Annotated in this window: 20 protein-coding genes; 11 read left to right on the top strand and 9 right to left on the bottom strand. The window is 69.0% G+C overall.

The features are described from left to right. Positions 1-23 precede the first annotated feature (23 nt). The 4 genes from AGRA3207_RS23950 to AGRA3207_RS23935 form a co-directional block, all read right to left on the bottom strand. Positions 24-458 (bottom strand): PIN domain nuclease, encoded by a 435-nt coding sequence (locus AGRA3207_RS23950; RefSeq protein WP_231329279.1) that lies wholly within the window; start codon positions 456-458, stop codon positions 24-26. After that, on the bottom strand, positions 455-700 hold the full coding sequence (locus AGRA3207_RS23945; RefSeq protein ID WP_231329278.1) for a type II toxin-antitoxin system VapB family antitoxin: 246 nt from the start codon (positions 698-700) through the stop codon (positions 455-457). The genes AGRA3207_RS23950 and AGRA3207_RS23945 overlap by 4 nt, the downstream gene beginning before the upstream one ends. Positions 701-918: 218 nt before the next feature. Beyond that, positions 919-1335 carry a PIN domain-containing protein gene (locus AGRA3207_RS23940; protein WP_231329277.1) on the bottom strand — a complete coding sequence of 139 codons (417 nt, stop codon included), beginning with the start codon at positions 1333-1335 and terminating at the stop codon, positions 919-921. Next, positions 1311-1622 carry a hypothetical protein gene (locus tag AGRA3207_RS23935; protein WP_231329276.1) on the bottom strand — a complete coding sequence of 104 codons (312 nt, stop codon included), beginning with the start codon at positions 1620-1622 and terminating at the stop codon, positions 1311-1313. Before AGRA3207_RS23935 ends, AGRA3207_RS23940 begins: the two co-directional genes overlap by 25 nt. 484 nt (positions 1623-2106) lie before the next feature. Between AGRA3207_RS23935 and AGRA3207_RS23930 the strand changes: the two genes are divergently transcribed. Further along, on the top strand, positions 2107-2295 hold the full coding sequence (locus tag AGRA3207_RS23930) for a DUF397 domain-containing protein (protein WP_231329275.1): 189 nt from the start codon (positions 2107-2109) through the stop codon (positions 2293-2295). Positions 2296-2658: 363 nt separating this feature from the next. After that, positions 2659-2847: a DUF397 domain-containing protein gene (locus tag AGRA3207_RS23925; protein WP_231329274.1), complete on the top strand. Its 189-nt coding sequence runs from the start codon at positions 2659-2661 to the stop codon at positions 2845-2847. 128 nt (positions 2848-2975) lie between these two features. On the opposite strand, the gene msrA is transcribed toward AGRA3207_RS23925, so the two are convergent. Beyond that, a complete protein-coding gene (msrA, locus tag AGRA3207_RS23920; RefSeq protein WP_231329273.1) occupies positions 2976-3626 on the bottom strand; it encodes a peptide-methionine (S)-S-oxide reductase MsrA in 651 nt (216 codons plus the stop codon). A 67-nt stretch (positions 3627-3693) separates the two neighbouring features. On the opposite strand from msrA, the gene rarD reads away from it, so the two are divergent. The 9 genes from rarD to AGRA3207_RS23875 all read left to right on the top strand — a co-directional run bounded on the left by rarD (position 3694) and on the right by AGRA3207_RS23875 (position 13499). After that, positions 3694-4602 carry an EamA family transporter RarD gene (gene rarD / locus AGRA3207_RS23915; protein ID WP_231329272.1) on the top strand — a complete coding sequence of 303 codons (909 nt, stop codon included), beginning with the start codon at positions 3694-3696 and terminating at the stop codon, positions 4600-4602. Positions 4603-4670: 68 nt separating this feature from the next. Further along, the gene (locus AGRA3207_RS23910) at positions 4671-5042 is read left to right on the top strand and encodes a hypothetical protein (protein WP_231329271.1); all 372 of its coding nucleotides are present in this window, start codon (positions 4671-4673) and stop codon (positions 5040-5042) included. Between the two features lie 297 nt (positions 5043-5339). Next, positions 5340-6695 carry a cytochrome P450 gene (locus AGRA3207_RS23905; protein WP_231329270.1) on the top strand — a complete coding sequence of 452 codons (1356 nt, stop codon included), beginning with the start codon at positions 5340-5342 and terminating at the stop codon, positions 6693-6695. 44 nt (positions 6696-6739) lie between these two features. Continuing rightward, entirely contained in the window at positions 6740-7606 is an 867-nt protein-coding gene (locus AGRA3207_RS23900) for a terpene synthase family protein (RefSeq protein WP_231329269.1), read from the top strand. After that, entirely contained in the window at positions 7603-9333 is a 1731-nt protein-coding gene (locus AGRA3207_RS23895; RefSeq protein WP_231329268.1) for a prenyltransferase/squalene oxidase repeat-containing protein, read from the top strand. The genes AGRA3207_RS23900 and AGRA3207_RS23895 overlap by 4 nt, the downstream gene beginning before the upstream one ends. A gap of 213 nt (positions 9334-9546) precedes the next feature. Next, the gene (locus AGRA3207_RS23890) at positions 9547-12057 is read left to right on the top strand and encodes a sensor histidine kinase (protein WP_231329267.1); all 2511 of its coding nucleotides are present in this window, start codon (positions 9547-9549) and stop codon (positions 12055-12057) included. Next, a complete protein-coding gene (locus tag AGRA3207_RS23885; protein ID WP_231329266.1) occupies positions 12057-12476 on the top strand; it encodes a roadblock/LC7 domain-containing protein in 420 nt (139 codons plus the stop codon). Before AGRA3207_RS23890 ends, AGRA3207_RS23885 begins: the two co-directional genes overlap by 1 nt. Beyond that, the gene (locus tag AGRA3207_RS23880; RefSeq protein ID WP_231329265.1) at positions 12476-12910 is read left to right on the top strand and encodes a DUF742 domain-containing protein; all 435 of its coding nucleotides are present in this window, start codon (positions 12476-12478) and stop codon (positions 12908-12910) included. The genes AGRA3207_RS23885 and AGRA3207_RS23880 overlap by 1 nt, the downstream gene beginning before the upstream one ends. Further along, the gene (locus AGRA3207_RS23875) at positions 12891-13499 is read left to right on the top strand and encodes a GTP-binding protein (protein WP_231329264.1); all 609 of its coding nucleotides are present in this window, start codon (positions 12891-12893) and stop codon (positions 13497-13499) included. Before AGRA3207_RS23880 ends, AGRA3207_RS23875 begins: the two co-directional genes overlap by 20 nt. Positions 13500-13952: 453 nt before the next feature. Here the strand turns inward: AGRA3207_RS23875 and AGRA3207_RS23870 are convergent, their stop codons facing one another. The 4 genes from AGRA3207_RS23870 to nuoL all read right to left on the bottom strand — a co-directional run bounded on the left by AGRA3207_RS23870 (position 13953) and on the right by nuoL (position 20110). Then, entirely contained in the window at positions 13953-14870 is a 918-nt protein-coding gene (locus AGRA3207_RS23870; protein WP_231336364.1) for a polyprenyl synthetase family protein, read from the bottom strand. A gap of 154 nt (positions 14871-15024) precedes the next feature. Beyond that, positions 15025-16620 carry an NADH-quinone oxidoreductase subunit NuoN gene (gene nuoN / locus AGRA3207_RS23865; RefSeq protein WP_231329263.1) on the bottom strand — a complete coding sequence of 532 codons (1596 nt, stop codon included), beginning with the start codon at positions 16618-16620 and terminating at the stop codon, positions 15025-15027. Next, positions 16617-18197 (bottom strand): NADH-quinone oxidoreductase subunit M, encoded by a 1581-nt coding sequence (locus tag AGRA3207_RS23860; protein WP_231329262.1) that lies wholly within the window; start codon positions 18195-18197, stop codon positions 16617-16619. The genes nuoN and AGRA3207_RS23860 overlap by 4 nt, the downstream gene beginning before the upstream one ends. Further along, positions 18194-20110, bottom strand: coding sequence for an NADH-quinone oxidoreductase subunit L (gene nuoL / locus AGRA3207_RS23855; RefSeq protein WP_231329261.1), 1917 nt, complete (start codon positions 20108-20110; stop codon positions 18194-18196). The genes AGRA3207_RS23860 and nuoL overlap by 4 nt, the downstream gene beginning before the upstream one ends. Positions 20111-20113 lie beyond the last annotated feature (3 nt).

The raw sequence follows: 20113 nt of genomic DNA, 5'->3' as shown, positions 1-20113 counted from the left end.
CACCCGGCGTTCGACGGTCATACTCACCCTTTGGGCCGGTCAAGGGTGCCAGGAGCGGCGAGCCACTGCATCGCCTGGTTCGTCACTTCGGCAATCTGATCGAAGTCGCGGTCATAGTGCAGCAGTGTGACGTCATGCAGATCAGCAGCCGCGGCGACGAGAAGGTCGACGGGACCGGGGGCACGGTGCTGCCCGCGTGCCGTGAGATCCGCTTGGACGGTCAAAGCGCGTCCGTAAGCCCGGTCTGGTACGGCCAGCCAGCCGAACACCTCGGCCAACTCATCCACCAGGTCGGCGCGATCGGCCGGTGACCGGGCGCTGTAGAGGATCTCCAGTTCGGTGATCGGGCAGATCGCGACCAGACGGCGAGCGAGCATGGCCTCCCACTGGCTGTACGCCTGGTCGTCGCGAAGCAGCCTGACGACTGCAGAGGTATCGGCTAGCCAGTGGGCGGTCACTCGGCGTCGGCGTCGCCTGGGACGGCGGAGGGCCTTGAGCGGTAGGCGTCCTTGGCGTACAGCTCGTCGAACTGCCCGGCCTGGGCCCGTCGGCGAAGCCGCGCGAGAGCCTGGCGGCGGCGCAGCACAGCGGCGGCTTCGGCGAGGGCCGTGTTGACGGTGTCCTTCATCGTTCGGGTGCCGTACACCTCGGCTGCGGCGGCAAGGGCGTCTTCGTCGATGTCGATCAATTTCTTGGTCATGACCTCATCCCCCGTATATCCAACCGCAGCTTCAGTATATACGCCCGCTTCGTCGACAGCAGCCGAGCCAGTACTCAACGACCGTGAGCCCTTCATACGGTCGGCCAACCGGCGGGCCTGGCCGCCAGCATCTACGTTCTGGCAGCTTGGCCTTTACTCGGTGCGGGCTGCGCCTACGGGGCAGAGCACGGAGACCGGAAGGCGTGGGCTGGAGCGAGTCACACGGCGACTACCTTGATGGACTTTCCGCAGAGGGTCGTCATGGCGCCCTCGTCAGAAGTGAGCAGTACGACGGGCTTGGGAGCCCGAAGCGCAGTCGAGGCGACGACCGCATCGATCGCGTACTGATGCCCGTGAAGGCGGTGGACGCGAAGGAGGTCGGCGGCCGCCAGGCTGATCTCTTCGGTGACCGGTTCGATGCGGAGCCTGGACAGGTACCAACGGAGCCTGTCCGGCTTGGTCCGGATGTCCTGGGCTTCGATCGGAGTGAGCGCACTGGCCACCACGCGGAAGTCGTTGTCCTGGGTTTCGCGGACCAGAGCGGTGACGCGTTGATCGGCTCCGCACCACTTGACCAGACCCTCGCAGTCGAGGACGAGCGTCCCCGCGCTCAGCCTGCTTCGTGTCCGGTCCACTCAGCGCCCTCCTGCAGCTCGGGTGCCGCCTTGACCGAACGGAAGAGATCTGCGGCCTCGTCGCGAAGCGTCTGCGGGATCGGCCCAGAGGCGTCCTCATTGGCCTGTAGTGCCTCTTCGAGCAGGTCCCGCTCTATCTGACGCTCAACGGCGGCGTCGACGTAGGCGGAGAAGCCGCGGGCTCCCACCCGTTCGCGGACTGCACGGATGTTTCCTGCCCTCAGTGAGACGCTCGCCTTCACCGCCGGGCCTTCACCCAGCCCGAACTCCTTCTCCTCCGCAGCCATGCCCGCAGTTTACTACCCCAAGTAGCAAACTGCGTGTCGTCGCCGGTGGGGCCAGAAGGGTGCACGCGGCGAGGCGATGAGCGCAGAAGGTTTCGCGGACCTCCCCGCGTTCATCGGGTGTCCGGTGAACGGCGGGGGTCTCGCGCCGGACAGCATCCCCGTCCAAGGAGCGCCAGGGGACGATCCTTGGAGGGGCTCACCACTTCGGCACGGGCGCTTTGACGCCCACCGCTCACGCGTGAACGTCTCGACTCGTTCCGCGTGAGCCGTTCATCGCGCCGCTCGGACAGTGCGGGCCCCGAAGGTAAAGAACCTCACCCCAGGCCACCATCCCGGGGCCCGCCGCCCGCACCGAACAGCCCGGAACAGGCCGTGTTCGAGGGGGATCTCTGAGGTACGCAGTAAGCTGCGACCTTATAAGCGACACGACGAAAGGAATCGGCTCGACGTGGGCCGCCCTCGAAAGAGCTTTGGAGATCTATCAATGATCGTTTGGCGCAAGGCGTCTCAGAGCGACACGTCCGGCGGCGACTGTGTTGAGATTGCGCAGCTACCGGAAAACATCGGAGTACGAGACAGCAAGAACCCCCTTGGCCCCGCCTTCGCGCTCTCCCCGACGTCCTTCCGGGCCCTCGTTCACGACGTTAAGACGGGTAACCACGACACCCCCTAACGGCCGGGCGGCTGCAAGCCCGATCGCATCGTGTGATCGGGGCTTTGTGCTGTCTGCGCGGGGCAATTCCGTCCAGGGAGCGTGCACGCGTGTGGCCCGGCTTCGTTCAGCCATTCTGGCAGGTCAGCCCTACTCTGCTCGGGCGACGCCGACGAATGATGATCGAGCAACTCGAACATCATGTCAGCTCCTCACCGTGGGGGCCGACATGGCGTTCGCCGAAGCACCGGGCATGGTCGGACGGCTCGTCCTGGAGCCGGACCGTGTGGAACGCTACGCGCGACGCATGGAACAAGTCAGTGATCTAGCCTGGAACACGGCAGAAAGCCATAATGCGATCGTGGAAGCAACGAGGACGCACGCATGACCACATGGCGCAAAGCAAGCAAAAGCACATCTGAAGGCGGGGCCTGCGTAGAGCTGGCCGCCCTCCCCTCGACCGTGGGTGTCCGGGACAGCAAGGATCCGGAGGGTCCCAGGCTCGCGCTTCCCGCCGTGAGTTTCCGCGAGCTTGTGACCGCGATCAAGCGTGGTGACCACGACATGCCCTGACGGGCGAACAGCACAAAGCCCTGATCATCTCGTTGATCGGGGCTTTGTGCTGTCTGCGCGGCCAATTCTTTCCAGGGAGCGTGCACGCGGGTGCCCCGGCTTCGCTCGGGCGTTCTGGAAGGTCAGTCCTACTCTGCCCTCGCGACGCCTACGGGGCAGCTCAGGCCGGTTCCGCCCAGGCCGCAGTAGCCGCCGGGGTTCTTGTGGAGGTACTGCTGGTGGTAGTCCTCGGCGTAGTAGAAGGTCGTCGCCGGGGTGAGGTCGGTGGTGATGGGGCCGTGGCCGGCGGCGGTGAGGACGGGCTGGTAGGCGTCCCGGGACGTTTCGGCGGCGGCGCGCTGGGACTCGGTGCGGTAGAAAATCGCCGAGCGGTACTGGGTGCCGACGTCGTTGCCCTGGCGCATGCCCTGGGTGGGGTCGTGGGACTCCCAGAAGACGCGGAGGAGGACGTCGTAGGAGACCTTGGACGGGTCGTACGCGACGCGGACGGTCTCGGTGTGGCCGGTGAGGCCGCTGCAAACCTCTTCGTAAGTGGGGTTCGGGGTGTGGCCGCCCTCGTAGCCGACGGACGTGGACACGACGCCGGGGGTCTCCCAGAACTTGCGTTCGGCGCCCCAGAAGCAGCCGAGCGCGAACTCGGCGATCTCGGTGCCGTCGGGGAAGGGCGGGGCGAGCGGAGCGTCAAGGACCTCGTGGCGGGGCGGCACCGGGATGGGCGTCTCCCGGCCGGGGAGGGCCTTCTCCGGACTGACCATGTGGGTCTTCGCGAAGCCGAACATGACTTCAGGTTAGCTCGGCGACGGCGTCATGAGTGTGGATCTATTTGGGTGATTACGTCCTGCTAGGGTGCCGTTTGTGAAGCGTGGTGTGCTGTACGGGGCCGGAGCCTACGTTCTGTGGGGGTTGTTCCCGCTCTACTGGCCGCTGCTGAAGCCGGCGGGCGCGATGGAGATCCTGGCCCACCGGATCATGTGGTCGCTGGTCGCGGTGGCCGCGATCCTCGCGGCCGGGCGGAACTGGAGCAGGCTCCGGGCGATCACGTGGCGGCAGGCCGGGCTGCTGGCGCTGGCGGCGGTGCTGGTCAGCGCCAACTGGGGCACCTTCATCTACGCGGTCAACAGCGGGCACACCATCGAGGGGGCGCTGGGGTACTTCATCAACCCCCTGATCAGCGTGCTGTTCGGGGTGGCCGTCTTCCGGGAGCGGCTCCGGTTCTGGCAGTGGGCCGCGGTCGGGCTGGGCACGGCGGCGGTCGTGCTGCTGACCGTCGACTACGGGCGGCTGCCCTGGATCGCACTGGTCCTGGCGTGCTCGTTCGGGACGTATGGCCTGCTCAAGAAGTTCGCGAACACGCCTTCGGTGGAGAGCCTGACCGTCGAGACGGCCGTCATGTTCCTGCCCGCGCTCGCGGTCGCGGTGACACTCCAGGTGCGGGGGGACGCGGCGGTCGGCCACCACGGGATCGGGCACGCGGCGCTCGTGGCGGGGGCGGGGCTCGTGACGGCGGTCCCGCTGCTGCTCTTCAACTCGGCGGCGATCCGGCTGCCCCTGAGCACGATCGGCATGCTCCAGTACCTGGCGCCCATCCTGCAGTTCCTCATCGGCCTGCTGGTCCAGGACGAGCGGATGCCCGCGAGCCGCTGGGCCGGATTCCTCCTGGTGTGGCTCGCCCTCATCGCCCTGACATGGGACGGGGTGCGCGCCGCGCGACGGACGCGGCCGCTCCCCGAGCCGGTGCCCGAGGCCGTCCACTAGCCCTGGAGCACGGGCCCCTGAACCACTAGAGTGCCGGAAGCCACATCGCCCCCGGCCAAGGAGCCCCGTTGCGCCTGCTCAGCGTCACCGTGTTGGGAACCGCACTCGTCACGGCGGGGCTCGCGGCACCGGCGGTGGGACAGGCGACGGCGACGGGACGCGGCAGGATCACGGTGGAGCCGGGTGCGGCACGTCCCGGACAGCGGGTGCAGTTGTCGGTCCCCGGGTGCGTCCGCCCGCGCGACGCGGCCTCCGCGGCGTTCACCGGACGGGCCCCTCTGGACGGCCGCGGGCACGGCACCGCGACCGTCAAGCGCGAAGTCAAGCCGGATATGTACACCATCGAGGCGCGGTGCGGCGCCCGCACGGTCTCCGGCAGGTTCAAGGTCTCCAACGGACTGGCATGGCCCGCCATGCTCACCCCGTCGAACGACCTGTAACCCCGGCGTTTTCGAAACATCTCGATGGCCGACAGTTCGAACATTTGTGCGACTTTTGCGCTGTCAGACGCTACTGACGGCAGAGACAAATCACTTGCAAAGTGACCTACATCACAAGCGGATAGTCACAATTCCTCCCATTAGGACGCTTGTTTCCGTCAAATGATCATGTGATACTTCCCTCGAAACGCCCAAAAACTGATCATCGATCACAAAACCACATAAAGCACCACCGAGTCCGCCTCCGAGCCACCGTCCTGGACTACCCGCGCCACCTCTTGACACAAAGGGTCCAGAATGTCCCTCGATGCCGGTACCCGCTCCGTCCGTGAAGCCAAGACGCTCTCGATCAGCCACCTGCCAGGGCTCTTGCGAAATCCACTGAGAGCGTTCGAGGCGATCGGCAGGGAGGCCGACGGCGAGATCGCGCGGGTGAACCTGGGCCCGTTCCGCCCCTACTTGATCACTCACCCCGAGCACCTCCAGCACGTCCTGCGCGACAACGTGGTGAACTACCGCAGGGAAGGCATGATGTGGAAACCTCTCAGCCGGCTTACGGGTGAGGGGTCCGACGCCGACCCGAGCTGGCCCGTCAAACGCAAGGTCTTCCAAACGCTGCTGTCCGGGCCGAGCACCATGGCCATCGCGGACGAGATGACGGCGACCATCGCCGAGGCCATCGACGATCTCGCCGCCCGGGTCCGGCCCGGACGGCCGGTGGACGCCTTCGCGGAGATGACCCGTGTCGTGTACCGGACGATCATCCGCGTGCTCGTCGGGGACCGTATCTCGCTGTCCGGGATCGACGAGCTCGGCCGCGTGCTGGTCACCGCGACGACGTCCTCGTTCCGATCACGGATGCTGATGCCGTTCGTGCCGCTCTCGATCCCGCTTCCCGGCGACCGGGCCTTCAACCGCTGCGTCGAGGCCGTTGACGATCTCATCTTCCCCATCGTCGCGAAAGCGCGCCGCGAGGGCGCCGAGGGGCGCGACGTCGTGTCGATGATGATCCGGGCGCGTGATGACGCGGGGCGGGGCGTCGACGACCAGGCAGTGCGGGACGGGGTGGTCGGCCTGTTCGTCGCGAGCACCGACACCACGGTCTCGGCCCTGTCGTTCCTGTGGGCGGCGCTGGACTCCCATCCGGAGATCCGCGCAAGGCTCTACGACGAGATCGACAGCGTGGTCGGGACGGACGCGCCCGGTTTCGACCACCTTCCGAAGCTGGTGTACACCAAGAAGTTCCTGCACGAGGTTCTGCGCATGTACTCGGTGGCGTGGATCACGCCGCGCACGGTCGCGGCCGACGACGTCATCGATGGGATACGCGTCCGCGCCGGTTCCACCGTGATCATCTCTCCCTTCCTCACCCACCGGCTGCCCGACGTCTGGCCGGAGCCCGGCGTCTTCGACCCCGAGCGTTTCGCCCCGGGCGAGACGCGGCACCGTTTTGCCTACATGGCCTTCGGCGGAGGGCCCAACCAGTGCGCGGGCCGCGTCTTCTTCTTCCTGGAGGCCCCTCTCATCCTCGCCACGCTCCTGAGCCGGTTCCGGCCCGTCCTCCAGAACACCTCGCCGGTCGAGCCGCGGGTGGACATCACCCTGAAACCTCGCGAACCGGTCCTCCTCCACCTGCGTCGGGTCGAACGCTGATGGCACCCCGCGTGGTCCCGGCACCGTCGGCCGGGAGTGAGATCGTGTCCGCGGCCGAGCACGGCAGGATCTGTGCGCTGGCATTGGAATGCCGGAGGGACCTGAAGGCGTGCGTCGACGCCTATCCCGACCTGTTCCCCCGCAAACCCTTCGACGAGCGGCTCTTCACCGGGGTCGCACTCGCGAACGCCTACGGATCCCCGTGGGAGGACGCCGCCGGACTGCGCATGGCGATCAAGACCTCGATGTGGAACTTCGCCGCCGACTGGCAGATCGACTACGTGGCCGGGACACGGGAGGAGGTCCAGGACCTCATCGCCGACTGCCTGTCAGTGGCGGACGGTGATGATCCGGTCCGCTCCGGCCCGATCACGACCTTCCTGGCGGAGATCGTGAAGGATCTCGCAGACGGGCCGGCCGCCGCCATCCTGCCTGCCTGGCGCGACCAGTTCGCCCGGTGGCTGGCCGCCATGGCGCGGGAGTGGGAGTGGAAGACGGCCCGTGCCGAGGGCACCGGCGGGCTGCCGACGTTCGAGGAGTACCTCGCCAACGCCGACAATTTCGGCACCACCTGGGTCAACATCTCCCACTGGATCCACCGCGGGGACACGATGACCGTCGCCCGCATCGACGAGCTGTGGTCGGCGAGCCAGGAAGTGCAGCGCATTCTGAGGCTGCTCAACGACCTCGCCACGTACCGACGCGACGTCGAGTGGGGGGACCTTAACGCCCTGATGCTCGGCCTGGAGCGGTCCGAGGTGCGAGCCCGCATCGAGGCCCTGATCGCTCACAGCCGCGAGCTGATCGAGCCCCTCAAGCCCGACTGCCTTGAGGCGGCCACCTACTTGGAACGACAGATCGGGTTCAGCACGGGCTTCTACGGCGTCACCGACTACTGGGGGGCGCTGTGACCATCGGCGATGCGATGCCTGCGGCAAGGGCCACGGAGGTCATCGACATCCCGGCCACCGTACGGGACCTGGTCGGCAGCCTCCTAACGGCACCCTGGGGCCAGGTGTCCGCATCGGTCTACGAGACGGGGAGGCTGGTGACGCTCGCGCCCTGGCTCACCGGCCACCAGCGGCGGCTGGCGTACCTGGTCGGCTCGCAGCGCCCGGACGGCGGCTGGGGCGGGCCTTGCGGCTATTCGATCGTGCCGACCCTGAGTGCCGTCGAGGCGGTTCTCGCGAGCCTCGGCCGGGTGCCCACCGGCGAGGTGGAGGCACCTGGGACGGACGACGCGGGCGAGGTGGCACCGTACCCGGGTCCGGCGGTCCTGCTCGGAACGGCCGAGCGCGGACTGCGACTGCTGTTCCGCCTACTGCCCTCCATGGACGCGTCCGCCGTCCCGGACACGCCGGCGCTCGACCTGATCGTGGCCGCGCTGACCGACGCGATCAACGGCCATCTGGACGGCGAACGCTCGGCACCGCCGACAGCGCTCGCCCGTGTCACGTTCAGCGGGCGGTTGAGCCCTCCCGCGGGCGTCGACGGCGCTCGGCTGGCGATGGTCCGGGCGGCCATGCGGGGCGGGACGGGTCTGCCGGTGAAGATCCTTCACGCGCTGGAGGTCACCGGGTCGGCGGCGCGGGGGCATCCGGCCATCCGTCCCGAGCACACCGGAACGGTCGGGGCTTCAGCCGCGGCTACGGCGGCATGGTTGGGCGACGCCACCGAGGACGGCGGGCGAGACGAGGTCGGCACAGACGGTCCTCGTGCCCGCGCCAGACGATTCCTTGAGAACGTGGTGAACGAGCACGGCGATCTTGCACCCTGCGGGATACCGGTCACCGCGTTCGAGAGGTCATGGGTGCTGAGCGGTCTGGCACGCGCGGGGCTGACGGTCCGGGCGCCGCGGCAGATCGTCGTCGAGCTCGCCTCGGCTCTCGGGCCGAATGGTGCGGCGGCCGCCGACGGGCTGCCCGCGGACGCCGACACAACGGCCATGAGCCTCTACGCCCTCGGGCTGCTGGGGATGCCGCACACGCCCGACCCCCTGTGGCAATTCGAAACGGAGACGCATTTCTGCACGTGGCAGGGCGAGCAGGGGTTCTCGGTCACGGTCAACGCCCATGTGCTCGACGCCTTCGGCCAGCACCTCCGCGCCGTCCGGGGGGCACCATCGACCGTGGGCGCCTCGGCGGATCGATGCAGGGCGGCTGTCGGGAAGGTCACGCGTCTGCTGTGCGACAGGCAGCGAACGGACGGGAGCTGGCGCGACCGATGGCACGCCTCACCGTATTACGCGACTGTCTGCTGCGCCCTCGCGCTGGGCGAGTTCGGCGGGAGCGCCGCTGTGGACACCGTGCAGCGCGCACGCGAGTGGGTCGTGAACACTCAACGTCCGGATGGCTCCTGGGGGCTCTGGGACGGCTCCGCGGAGGAGACCGCCTATGGGCTGCAAATCCTGGCGCTCACAGGATCCGCACGCGGAGGGGTGGAAGAATCTTTCACCCGGGGTTATAAATTTCTCCTCGAAGTGACACGCGACACACTTGAGAAGGACTCCGGACCCGCCCTCTGGCATGACAAGGACCTTTACTATCCGAGAGCGATTGTTCGGGCCGCTGTCATGTCGGCCCTTCACCTCGCGGACACCTCCCGGCCAGCCCGGGGACGGATCGCCGACGACCGATAGCGTGTAACGCAGATCACAATTCGCATGTCAAGGGCAAACGCTCTTCTCGTGTGGACAAAATGCATCATTTGAACCCTCAACGTTGCTAAGGTACTGCGCTGTGCGGGAGCGGCGACCCCCACCGCATCGCACGCCCTGGACAGCAGCGGCTCGAAGTCGGCGACACCTCGTGACGGACCGCGAGTCCTTCCGGAACTCGTTGAGGACAGGTAGATGCGCATCCGCAACACGCGTCTGCGGACAAAGATCACGGCCCTGCTCGCGTCCCTCATCGCGTTGTGGGCATTCGCCGCGTGGGTCACCCTCCGGGAAGGGCTGACCCTTCTCTCCGCCAGCTCGATCGACCAGAACGTCACACGGCCGATGGTCACGCTCGTGACCGACCTCCAGGAGGAACGCAAGCTCTCAACGATCTATCTCAGCAGCCCGGGCACCCAGCAGCGGCAGGCGCTCCTCGCCCAGCGCGAGCACGTCGATCGCTCGCAGGACACGTTCCGCAAGCGCGCCGGAAGCGGCAACATGCTGGGCACCGGCGGCGGGACGCTTGAGAAGCGCATCAAAGAGTCACTCGACGAACTCGACGGCATCGCGCCCGGACGGGCGGCCATTGACTCCCGCACGATCGACCGGCAGACGGCGGTCAGGCCCTACAACGAGGTCATCGACTCCGCGTTCCGCATCTACAACGCGGCGGGCGGCGTGAACGACGAGGGCATCTCCAGGGACAGCCGGGCCCTCAACTCGCTCACCCGGGCCAAGGAGATCCTCGCCCGTGAGGACGCGCTCCTGTCGGGCGCGCTGGCCGCCGGCCGCCTCACCGCCGCCGACCACGCCCAGTTCGTCTCGCTCGTGGGCACGCAGCGGTACCTGCACGACGAGGCCGCCGCCGAGTTGCCTCCCGACGATCTGGCCGAGTACAGGGCCCTGACGAACAGCGCGCCGTACAAGCGGCTCCGCTTCCTTGAGGACCACGTCTACCAAGGACGCCCCGGCGCGCCGCTGCGTGTGAAGTCCGAAGAGTGGCGGTCGTCGATGGAAACGGTCCTGGCCGGGCTGGAGGACGTCGTCCTCAACGGTGGCGAGCGGCTGGTGAACCGGGCGAAGCCCGTGGCCATCGGCGTCATCCTGCGGCTGGTGCTCGCGGGCGGGCTCGGGCTGCTGGCGGTCATCGCGTCGGTGATCGTGTCGATCACGACGGCGCGGGCGCTCGTGCGGCAGCTGGAGCGGCTGCGGCAGGCGGCGTGGGAGCTGGCCGAGCAGCGGCTGCCGGGGGTCGTCGAGCGGCTCGGGCACGGGGAGGAGGTGGACGTCGCGGTCGAGGCGCCGCCGCTGGAGTTCGGCAGTGACGAGATCGGCCAGGTGGGACGGGCGTTCAACGCCGTCCAGGAGACCGCGATCCGCACCGCCGTCGAGCAGGCCGAGCTGCGCCGCGGCATCCGCGACGTCCTGCTGAGCCTGGCGCGCCGGACGCAGACGCTCGTGCACCGGCAGCTGACCATGCTCGACACCATGGAGCGGCGCCGCGACATCGAGGTCAAGGACCTGGAGGAGCTGTTCCGGCTCGACCACCTCGCGACCCGCATGCGGCGCAACGCGGAGAACCTGATCGTGCTCTCGGGTTCGCTGCCCGCCCGCGGGTGGCGCAACGCGGTGCCGATGGTGGACGTCATCCGCGCCGCGGTCGGCGAGGTCGAGGACTACACCCGGGTCACCGTCCTGCCGCTGGGGCAGTACGAGCTGGCCGGGCGGGCGGTCGGCGACGTCACCCACCTGCTGGCCGAGCTGATCGAGAACGCGGTGTCGTTCTCGCCGCCCGACACCGTCGTGCAGGTCAGCGGCCACCTCGTCGCGAGCGGGTTCGCCATCGACATCGAGGACCGCGGGCTCGGCATGACCGAGGAGAAGCTCACCGAGATCAACGAGCGGATCGCGGACCCGCCGGAGTTCAACCTGCAGAGCTCGGTGCAGCTCGGGCTGTACGTGGTCAGCAAGCTCGCCGAGCGGTACGGGCTCCAGGTCTCGCTGAAGCGCTCGGCCTACGGCGGCACCACCGCCGTGGTGGTCATCCCCAAGGAGCTGGTGGTCGAGGAGGGACCGGTGCCCGTCGGCGCGGGGGCCACCACGCGGAACGGGCTGGAGGTGCGGCAGCCGGCGGCGGTCGGCGGCGGCTCGGGCCAGCACGCGATCGGGACGCTGACGATGACGGGCCAGCCGTCCGGGCCGGCGCTGGTGGCGGTGCCGCCGCCCGCGCCCGAGCCGCCCGGCCGGGGGGACGGCGGCGACACGACTTCCCTGCCCGACCGGCAGGACGACCCCGCGCGCGGGACACGCTCCCACGACGACACCGTCCCGCGCGACCGGTCGACGACGACCGGCAGACACCGGCTGGTCGAACCCGCGGACACCGGCGAAGGGCCGCCGGACGGGGCGTCGGACGGGGGGCAACACGAAACCACCGAGCCGGAGGACCAGTCACCCGTGCCCGAGATCTCCACGACCCCGTCCGGCCTGCCCGTCCGGGTGCCGCAGGCGAACCTCGCCGAGCCCCTGCGCACCGACGAGCCGGTCGTCGCCGAGCAGCCGGACGAGGAGGACGATCCCGGACGTCCGCCCGAGGAGATCAAGCGGATCATGGGCTCGTACCAGCGCGGCTCTCGGCGGGGCCGTAGCGACGCGGCTGAGGCCATCGGCGATCAAGCAGCGGAAGGCGAGGAAGACCAGTGATGCAGAAGGCGGGTTCTTCATCCGATCTGGGCTGGTTGCTGGACGATCTGGTCCATCGGCTGCCGCATGCGCGCAGCGCGGTCGTGCTGTCCGCGGACGGCCTGCTGATGGCGTCCTCCAAGGGCGTGACCCAGGACGACGGCGAGCACCTGGCGGCGGTGGCGGCCGGGATCCAGAGCCTGGCGAAGGGCGCGGGCACACGCTTCGGCGGCGGCCCCGTCCGGCAGACGATCGTGGAGATGCAGTCGGCGTTCATGCTGGTGACGGTCGCCGGGAAGGGCGCCTGCCTCGCGGTGCTCGCCGGGGAGGACGCCGACGTGGGCCTGATCGCCTACGAGATGGCCATGCTCGTCACCGCGATGGGGCACCATCTGACGTCCCCGTCCCGCACCGAGGCCGCCGCGGAGGGACGGACCTGATGATTCCCCCGGAGGACCCCCCAGTCCAGGACCACTGGCCGGACGACCCGGTGCCCCGCCCCCCGGTCCCCGACCACCGGTGGCTCGACGAGCACGCCGGGCCGATGGTGCGCCCCTACGTGATGACCAGCGGGCGGATCGAGCCGACCCGCGGCAAGTTCGACCTCATCACGCTGGTGGTGGCGGACGGCCCGGAGCCCGAGGGCGCGATCGGGCTCGGCCCCGAGCACCTGGCGATCCTCCGCCTGTGCCAGTCGGTCCTGTCGGTGGCCGAGCTCACCGGCCACCTGGACCTCCCCGTCGCGACCGTCCGGGTGCTGCTGGGCGACCTGCTCGACAAGGGGTTCGTCTCGATGCAGGAACCCGAACCGGAAGCGGACATGCACGACATCAGGCTCTACAAGGCGGTGATCGATGGTCTCCGGGCCCTCTAGGCACGACGTGCGCGCCCGCCGGCTCCCCACCGCGGTCAAGATCGTGATCGCGGGTGGTTTCGGTGTCGGCAAGACCACCATGGTCGGCACGGTCTCCGAGACGCAGCCGCTGCGTACCGAGGAGCTCCTCACTGACGAGAGCGTCGGCGTCGACGACGTCTCGGGCGTGGAGCGCAAGAAGACGACCACCGTCGCGATGGACTTCGGCCGCATCACGATGCGCGACGACTACGTCCTCTACCTGTTCGGCACGCCCGGCCAGGAGCGCTTCTGGTTCATGTGGGACGAGGTGGCCCTCGGCGCCCTGGGCGCGGTCGTCCTCGCCGACACCCGCCGCCTGTCCGACTGCTTCCCGTCGGTCGACTACTTCGAGCGCCGCGACACCCCGTTCATCGTGGCCGTCAACTGCTTCGACGGCGCCCGCCAGTACGACCTGGACGAGATCCAGCTGGCCCTCAACCTCGGCCCCAAGGTCCCGGTCATGCTCTGCGACGCCCGCAGCCTGGACTCCTGCAAAACGGTCCTCATCGACCTAGTCCTGCACGCCATGAAGACCCGCGGCCTAACCCAAGAACCCCTGAAGGCGTAAACCCGCCTGGCGGGGGTGCACCAGAACCAGCACCCCCGCCAGACACAACCGGGCTCGTGCCCGACCCCTCAACGACACGAAACGTTGCGATCGCGTCCGAAGGCAGTTGCGAGCCGCGAGCAACTGATCGCGAAGCGAGCCGCCAGGCGAGTTCGAAGCGATGCAGCGATCGCACGCGGTTCCCGTGGAAGGAGGGCGCGCCAGCGCCTGACGCCAAGGGAACCGCAATCAACACAGCGATCGCGTCCGAAGGCAGTTGCGAGCCCGCGAGCAACTGATCGCGAAGCGAGCCCGCTAGGGCGAGTTCGAAGCGATGCAGCGATCGCCGCGGTTCCCGTGGAAGGAGGGCCGCCAAGGCCCGACGCCGAGGGAACCGCAATCAACACAGCGGTTCCCGTGGAAGGAAGGCGCGCCAGCGCCTGACGCCAAGGGAACCGCAATCAACACCGCAGATTAACCCGTCCTTGAGACGACGTAGTCGCAGAGGCCGGTGAAGGCGGAGCGGGCGGGGATGTCGGGGAGGGTGAGGAGGTCGGCGCGGGCGTCCTCGGCCCAGTGGCGGAGGTCGGCGCGGGCGTGGTCCATGGCGGGGTGGGCGCGCAGGAGGGCGAGGGCCTCGGCGTGGAGGGTGTCGTCGGAGAGGTCCTGGGCGAGCAGTTCGCGGAGGCGCGCGTCGTCGGGGCCGGAGCCGACGCCGGCGAGGACGTGGTGCATGGGGAGCGTGCGGATGCCCTCGCGCAGGTCGGTTCCGGGGGTCTTGCCGGACTGCTCGGCCTCGGAGTCGATGTCGAGGATGTCGTCCGACAGCTGGAACGCGATGCCGATCTTCTCGCAGGCGGAGGTGACGGTCTCGACGACGGAGGCGGGCGCGCCGGAAAGCAGGGCGCCGAACTGGCCGGAGACGGCGATGAGCGAGCCGGTCTTGTCGGCGAGGACGCGCAGGTAGTGCTTGAGGTCGTCGCCGCCTTCGGCGGGGCCGACGGTCTCCTGGATCTGGCCGCGGACGAGGCGGGCGAACGCGCGGGCCTGGATGCGGACGGCGTCGGGGCCGAGGTCGGCGAGCAGGTCCGAGGCGCGGGCGAAGAGGTAGTCGCCGGTGAGGATGGCGACGGTGTTGGTCCAGCGGGCGTTGGCGGACTCCCGGCCCCGGCGGACGGTCGCCTCGTCCATCACGTCGTCGTGGTAGAGGGTCCCGAGGTGGGTCAGCTCGACGACGACCGCGGCCGGGACGACGCCGGCCGCGGCGGGGTCGCCGAAGTGGGAGGCGAGGAGCACCAGCATCGGCCGGAATCGCTTGCCACCCGCGACGACCAGGTGTTTCGACGCCTCGGTGAGCAGCGGGTCCTCGCCGTGGACGGACTCCAGGAGCAGTTCCTCGACCGAGGCGAGGCGCTCCTTGGCGTCGGCCGCGAGGGCCGCGTCGAGGTGGAGCCCGAACGGACCGGCGTCCTGTGGAGGGGCCGCCCCCCACTCCTCCTGGGACGGACGAGGCTCCTCAGCGAAGACATTGCTCACCCATGACCCCTTACCGGACGAACATCTGTGTCGTTGCGTGCCCCGCGAGGTCCAGGATCGGCTGGGGGAGCACACCGAGTACCACAGTAGCCGTCAACCCGAGTGCGACGGCTGCCGCGGTCGCCGGGCCCGCGACGACGGTGGGCCCGTCCGCCTCCGGCTCGCTGAAGAACATCACGACGATCACCCGGACGTAGAAGAACGCGGCGACGGCCGAGGACACCACGCCGACGATGACCAGCGGGGTGGCGTCCGCCTCGACGGCCGCCTTGAACACCGCGAACTTGCCGGTGAAGCCGCTGGTCAGCGGGATGCCCGCGAAGGCGAGCAGGAAGAAGGCGAAGGTCCCGGCGACGACCGGGGAGCGCTTGCCGAGCCCGGCCCAGCGGGACAGGTGCGCCGCCTCGCCGCCCGCGTCCCGCACCATCGTGATCACCGCGAACGCGCCGATGGTGGTGAAGCCGTAGGCCGCGAGGTAGAACAGCGTGCCGGACAGGCCGTCCCGGGACGTGGCGACGACGCCGGTGAGCAGGAAGCCCGCGTGCGCGATCGAGGAGTAGGCCAGCATTCGCTTGAGGTCGGTCTGGGTGATCGCGATGACCGCGCCGATCACCATGGTGATGATCGCCACACCCCACATGATGGGTTCCCAGTCCCACTTCAGCGTCTCGAACGCGACGTAGTAGACGCGCAGGATCGCACCGAACGCGGCGACGAGGGTGCAGGACGCCATCAGCGCCGTGATCGGGGTCGGAGCGCCCTGGTACACGTCCGGCTTCCACATGTGGAAGGGGACGGCACCGAGCTTGAACAGCAGCCCGACCGACAGCAGCGCGGCACCGGCGAGCAGGAGCGTCTCGCTCCCGGCGTCCTTGCCGATCTGGACGGAGATGTCGGCGAGCTTCACCGACCCGGCGTAGCCGTACAGCAGCGCCGTCCCGTACAGGAAGAACGCGGAGGAGAACGCGCCGAGCAGGAAGTACTTGACCGCGGCCTCCTGCGACAGCAGGCGGCGGCGCCGGGCCAGGCCGCACAGCAGGTACAGCGGCAGCGACATGACCTCCAGCGCCACGAACATGGTGAGCAGGTCGTTGGACGCGGGGAACATCAGCATCCCGCCGACCGCGAACAGCATCAGCGGGAACACCTCGGTCTGGGTGATCCCGGCGGCGGTGCTGCGCTGCTCGGCCTCGCTGCCGGGCAGCGCGGACGCCTGGGCGGCGAAGTGGCCGCCGACGATGCCGCCGCGGCCGTTCCCGCGCTCGGCGATCAGCAGGAGGCTGACGAGCGCGAGGATCAGGATGGTGCCCTGGAGGAACAGGGTGGGGCCGTCGACGCCGAGGGCGCCCTCGGCGGCGACGTGGTGGGGCTCGTCCCGCCAGCCGAGGACGATCGTCCACGCGAACGCGCCCGCCAGGCCGAGGAACGCCAGCGGCACCTGGACGTAGTACCGCCAGGTGCGCCCGACGAACGCCTCGACCAGCACCGCGACGACGGCGACGCCGAGGACGAGCAGCAGCGGGCCGATCTGGTCGTACTCGATGTGCGGCGCCTGGATGTCACCTCCCTGCGCGAGGACGGCGCTCACATGACTGCTGCGGCTCATGGACGGGCTCCGTTCTCGGCCACGTTGCCGGTGGTCTTCGGCGCGGGATCGTGCCGGTCGACCCGGGCCAGCGTGTGCTTCACCGATGGGTTGATGACGTGCAGCACCGGCTGCGGGAACAGGCCCATCGCCACGATGATCGCGATGATCGGCGCGACCGTCAGCTTCTCGCGGGCGGTGAGGTCCGTCATGCCCTCGACGGCCGGGGCCTTGGGCCCGCCCATCGTCCGCTGGTACATCCAGAGGATGTAGATGGCGGCGAGGACGACGCCGCTGACGGCGAGCACGGCCGCCCACCGGTAGCGGCTGAACGTCCCGACGATGACGAGGAACTCCGAGACGAACGTGGACAGTCCGGGCAGCGACAGCCCGGACAGGCCCGCGATGAGGAACGTCCCGGCGAGGACGGGGGCGGCCTTCTGGACGCCGCCGTAGTCACCGATCCGCGCCGACCTCCGCCGGACGATCATGAAGCCGACGACGAGGAACAGCGCGCCGGTGGAGAACCCGTGGTTGACCATGTAGAGCGTCGCGCCGGACTGGCCCTGCGAGGTCATCGCGAAGATGCCGAGCACGATGAACCCGAAGTGCGACACCGACGTGTAGGCGATCAGCCGCTTGAGGTCGACCTGCCCGATCGCGAGGACGGCGCCGTAGATGATGCTGAGCACCGCGAACCCGAGCACGACCGGGGTCGCCCACTTGGCGGCGCCGGGGAACAGCTCCAGGCAGAACCGGAGCATCCCGTAGGTGCCGACCTTGTCCAGGACGCCGACGATCAGCACGAGCGCGCCCGGCGGGGACTGCTGCGCGGCGTCCGGCAGCCAGGTGTGCACGGGCACCATCGGCGCCTTGATCGCGAACGCGACGAAGAAGCCGAGGAACAGCCACTTGGCGGTGGTCGGGTCGATGTCCATCCTCGACAGCTCGTCGAACATGAACGTGCCGTGCCCGAGCCCGCCGTCGGCGACGGACTTGCTGGACAGGGGGTACAGCCAGATCACCGCGACGAGCATCAGCAGCCCGCCGAACAGCGAGTACAGCAGGAACTTCACCGCGGCGTAGGAACGCTGCGGGCCGCCGTAGTACCCGATGATGAAGTACACCGGGATCAGCATCGCCTCGAAGAAGACGTAGAACACGAACACGTCGGTCGCCGCGAACACGCCGATCATCGCCGCTTCCAGCGACAGCAGCAGCGCCATGTACGTCTTCACCGACCGCCTGGCGGGAACGTCCACGCCCCCGGACCGGTCGGCCTCGTTCCACGACGCCAGGATCACCAGCGGGACGAGGATCACCGACAGCACGATCAGCACCAGCGCGACGCCGTCGACGCCGAGCGCCCAGTGCACCCCGAACGCCTTGATCCACCAGTACTTCTCGGTGAACTGGAACCGCGCGCCGCCCGCGTCGAAGCGCGCCGCCATCACCAAGGCCAGCGCCCCGACGACCACGGACACGCCGAGCGCGACCTGCTTGACCAGGGTCTCCCGCTCGCGCGGCAGCACCGCCACGAGGAACGCGCCGGCCAGCGGCAGCGCGATGAGGACGCTCAGCCAGGGAAAGTCACTCATGTCACGTTCACCACCAGGAGCGCCGCCACGACGAGCGCCGCGCCGAAGAACATCGAAAGGGCGTAGGAGCGTGCGAAGCCGGTCTGCAGCCGCCGGATCCGGCCGGAGCTGCCGCCGACGCCCGCGGCGAGGCCGTTGACGGCGCCGTCGACGCCCCGTCCGTCGAACCACACCGCGAGCCGGGTCAGCCACTGGCCGGGCCGCATCAGCAGCGACTCGTTCAGCGCGTCCCCGTAGAGGTCCTTGCGGGCGGCGACGGTGACGAACGAGCCGGCGGGCGCCTCGCGCGGCACCTTCCGGCTGCCGTACTGCCGCCAGGCGATGCCCGCGCCGATGATCATCAGCACGAACGTGGCGATGCCCGGCGCGGTGAGCGCCTTGAACTCGTGCTCGTGCTCGGGCGTGCCGACGACCGGCTCCAGGAAGTCGGCGAACCCGCCGAGGATCAGGAAACCGCCCGCGAACACCGAGCCGAACGCCAGCACGATCAGCGGGATCGTCATCACCTTCGGCGACTCGTGCGGGTGGACGTCCTCCTCCCAGCGCTTCTCACCGAAGAACGTCATGAACATCACCCGCGACATGTAGTAGGCGGTGATGCCCGCGCCGATCAGCGCGCAGGTGCCGAGGATCGCGCCGGACGTGCCGCCCTTGTCGTAGGCGGCCTCGATGATGGCGTCCTTGGTGAACCAGCCGGACAGCCCCGGGAAGCCGATGATCGCCAGGTAGCCGAGGCCGAACGTGACGTAGGTGACGACCATCACCGCGCGGAGCGCGCCGTAGCGGCGCATGTTCACGTCGTCCTTCATGCCGTGCATGACCGACCCGGCGCCGAGGAACAGGCCCGCCTTGAAGAAGCCGTGCGCGATCAGGTGCGCGATGGCGAAGACGTAGCCGGGCTTGCCGAGGCCCGCGGCGAGGTGCATGTAGCCGATCTGCGACATCGTCGAGCCCGCGAGGGCCTTCTTGATGTCGTCCTTGCCGCACCCGATGATCGCACCGGCGAGCAGCGTGGCCGCGCCGACGATCGTCACCACCAGCTGCGCGGTGTCGGACATCTCGAAGATGGGCCCGGCCCGGACGATCAGGTAGACGCCCGCGGTCACCATCGTCGCCGCGTGGATGAGCGCCGACACCGGGGTCGGGCCCTCCATCGCGTCCAGCAGCCACGACTGGAGCGGGAGCTGCGCGGACTTGCCGCACGCGCCGAGCAGGAGCAGCAGCCCGATCGCGGTGGCGGTGCCGGTGCTGAGCCGGGACGCGAGGCCCGCGTGCTCGGCGCCGGTGCCGAGGATCTGGTCGAAGCCGATCGTCCCGAACGTGGAGAACATCAGCGCGATCGCGAGGATCAGTCCGAGGTCGCCGACGCGGTTGACGACGAACGCCTTCTTCGCGGCGGTCGCCGCGGTCGGCTTGTACTGCCAGAACCCGATCAGCAGGTAGGAGGCGAGGCCCACGCCCTCCCAGCCGAGGAACAGGACCAGGAAGTTGCCGCCGAGCACCAGCAGCAGCATCGCCGCGACGAACAGGTTCAGGTACGCGAAGAACCGGCGCCGGTCGGGGTCGTCGGCCATGTAGCCGATCGAGTAGACGTGGATGAGCGAGCCCACCCCGGTGATCAGCAGGACGAAGCTGATGGACAGCGGGTCCACCAGCAGGTCCATCCCGACCTTGAACGCGCCGACGTCGATGAAGTCCCACAGGTGCAGGGTGCGGCGCCGCTCCTCGGCGTCGTATCCGAGCATCTGCACGAACATCGCGCAGCCGACCGCGAACGACGCGGCCGACATGGTGACGCCGAGCAGGTGGCCCCACCTGTCGGTGCGCCTCCCCCCGAGCAGGAGGATCGCGGCGCCCGCGAGCGGGAGCGCGATGAGAAGCCAGGACGCGGCCTGGATGCCTTCGGCTTTCATCCC

This window comes from Actinomadura graeca (assembly GCF_019175365.1).
Classification (GTDB): domain Bacteria; phylum Actinomycetota; class Actinomycetes; order Streptosporangiales; family Streptosporangiaceae; genus Spirillospora; species Spirillospora graeca.
This window is presented reverse-complemented; position numbering and strand designations above follow the sequence as displayed.

What these genes read in the sequence shown, in the direction of transcription:
- AGRA3207_RS23945 (WP_231329278.1), bottom strand. Translation starts at nt 700, where the DNA reads ATGACCAAGAAATTGATCGACATCGACGAAGACGCCCTTGCCGCCGCA.
- AGRA3207_RS23935 (WP_231329276.1), bottom strand. Translation starts at nt 1,622, where the DNA reads ATGGCTGCGGAGGAGAAGGAGTTCGGGCTGGGTGAAGGCCCGGCGGTG.
- AGRA3207_RS23930 (WP_231329275.1), top strand. Translation starts at nt 2,107, where the DNA reads ATGATCGTTTGGCGCAAGGCGTCTCAGAGCGACACGTCCGGCGGCGAC.
- AGRA3207_RS23925 (WP_231329274.1), top strand. Translation starts at nt 2,659, where the DNA reads ATGACCACATGGCGCAAAGCAAGCAAAAGCACATCTGAAGGCGGGGCC.
- msrA (WP_231329273.1), bottom strand. Translation starts at nt 3,626, where the DNA reads ATGTTCGGCTTCGCGAAGACCCACATGGTCAGTCCGGAGAAGGCCCTC.
- AGRA3207_RS23905 (WP_231329270.1), top strand. Translation starts at nt 5,340, where the DNA reads ATGTCCCTCGATGCCGGTACCCGCTCCGTCCGTGAAGCCAAGACGCTC.
- AGRA3207_RS23890 (WP_231329267.1), top strand. Translation starts at nt 9,547, where the DNA reads ATGCGCATCCGCAACACGCGTCTGCGGACAAAGATCACGGCCCTGCTC.
- AGRA3207_RS23885 (WP_231329266.1), top strand. Translation starts at nt 12,057, where the DNA reads ATGCAGAAGGCGGGTTCTTCATCCGATCTGGGCTGGTTGCTGGACGAT.
- AGRA3207_RS23880 (WP_231329265.1), top strand. Translation starts at nt 12,476, where the DNA reads ATGATTCCCCCGGAGGACCCCCCAGTCCAGGACCACTGGCCGGACGAC.
- AGRA3207_RS23875 (WP_231329264.1), top strand. Translation starts at nt 12,891, where the DNA reads ATGGTCTCCGGGCCCTCTAGGCACGACGTGCGCGCCCGCCGGCTCCCC.
- nuoN (WP_231329263.1), bottom strand. Translation starts at nt 16,620, where the DNA reads ATGAGCCGCAGCAGTCATGTGAGCGCCGTCCTCGCGCAGGGAGGTGAC.
- AGRA3207_RS23860 (WP_231329262.1), bottom strand. Translation starts at nt 18,197, where the DNA reads ATGAGTGACTTTCCCTGGCTGAGCGTCCTCATCGCGCTGCCGCTGGCC.
- nuoL (WP_231329261.1), bottom strand. Translation starts at nt 20,110, where the DNA reads ATGAAAGCCGAAGGCATCCAGGCCGCGTCCTGGCTTCTCATCGCGCTC.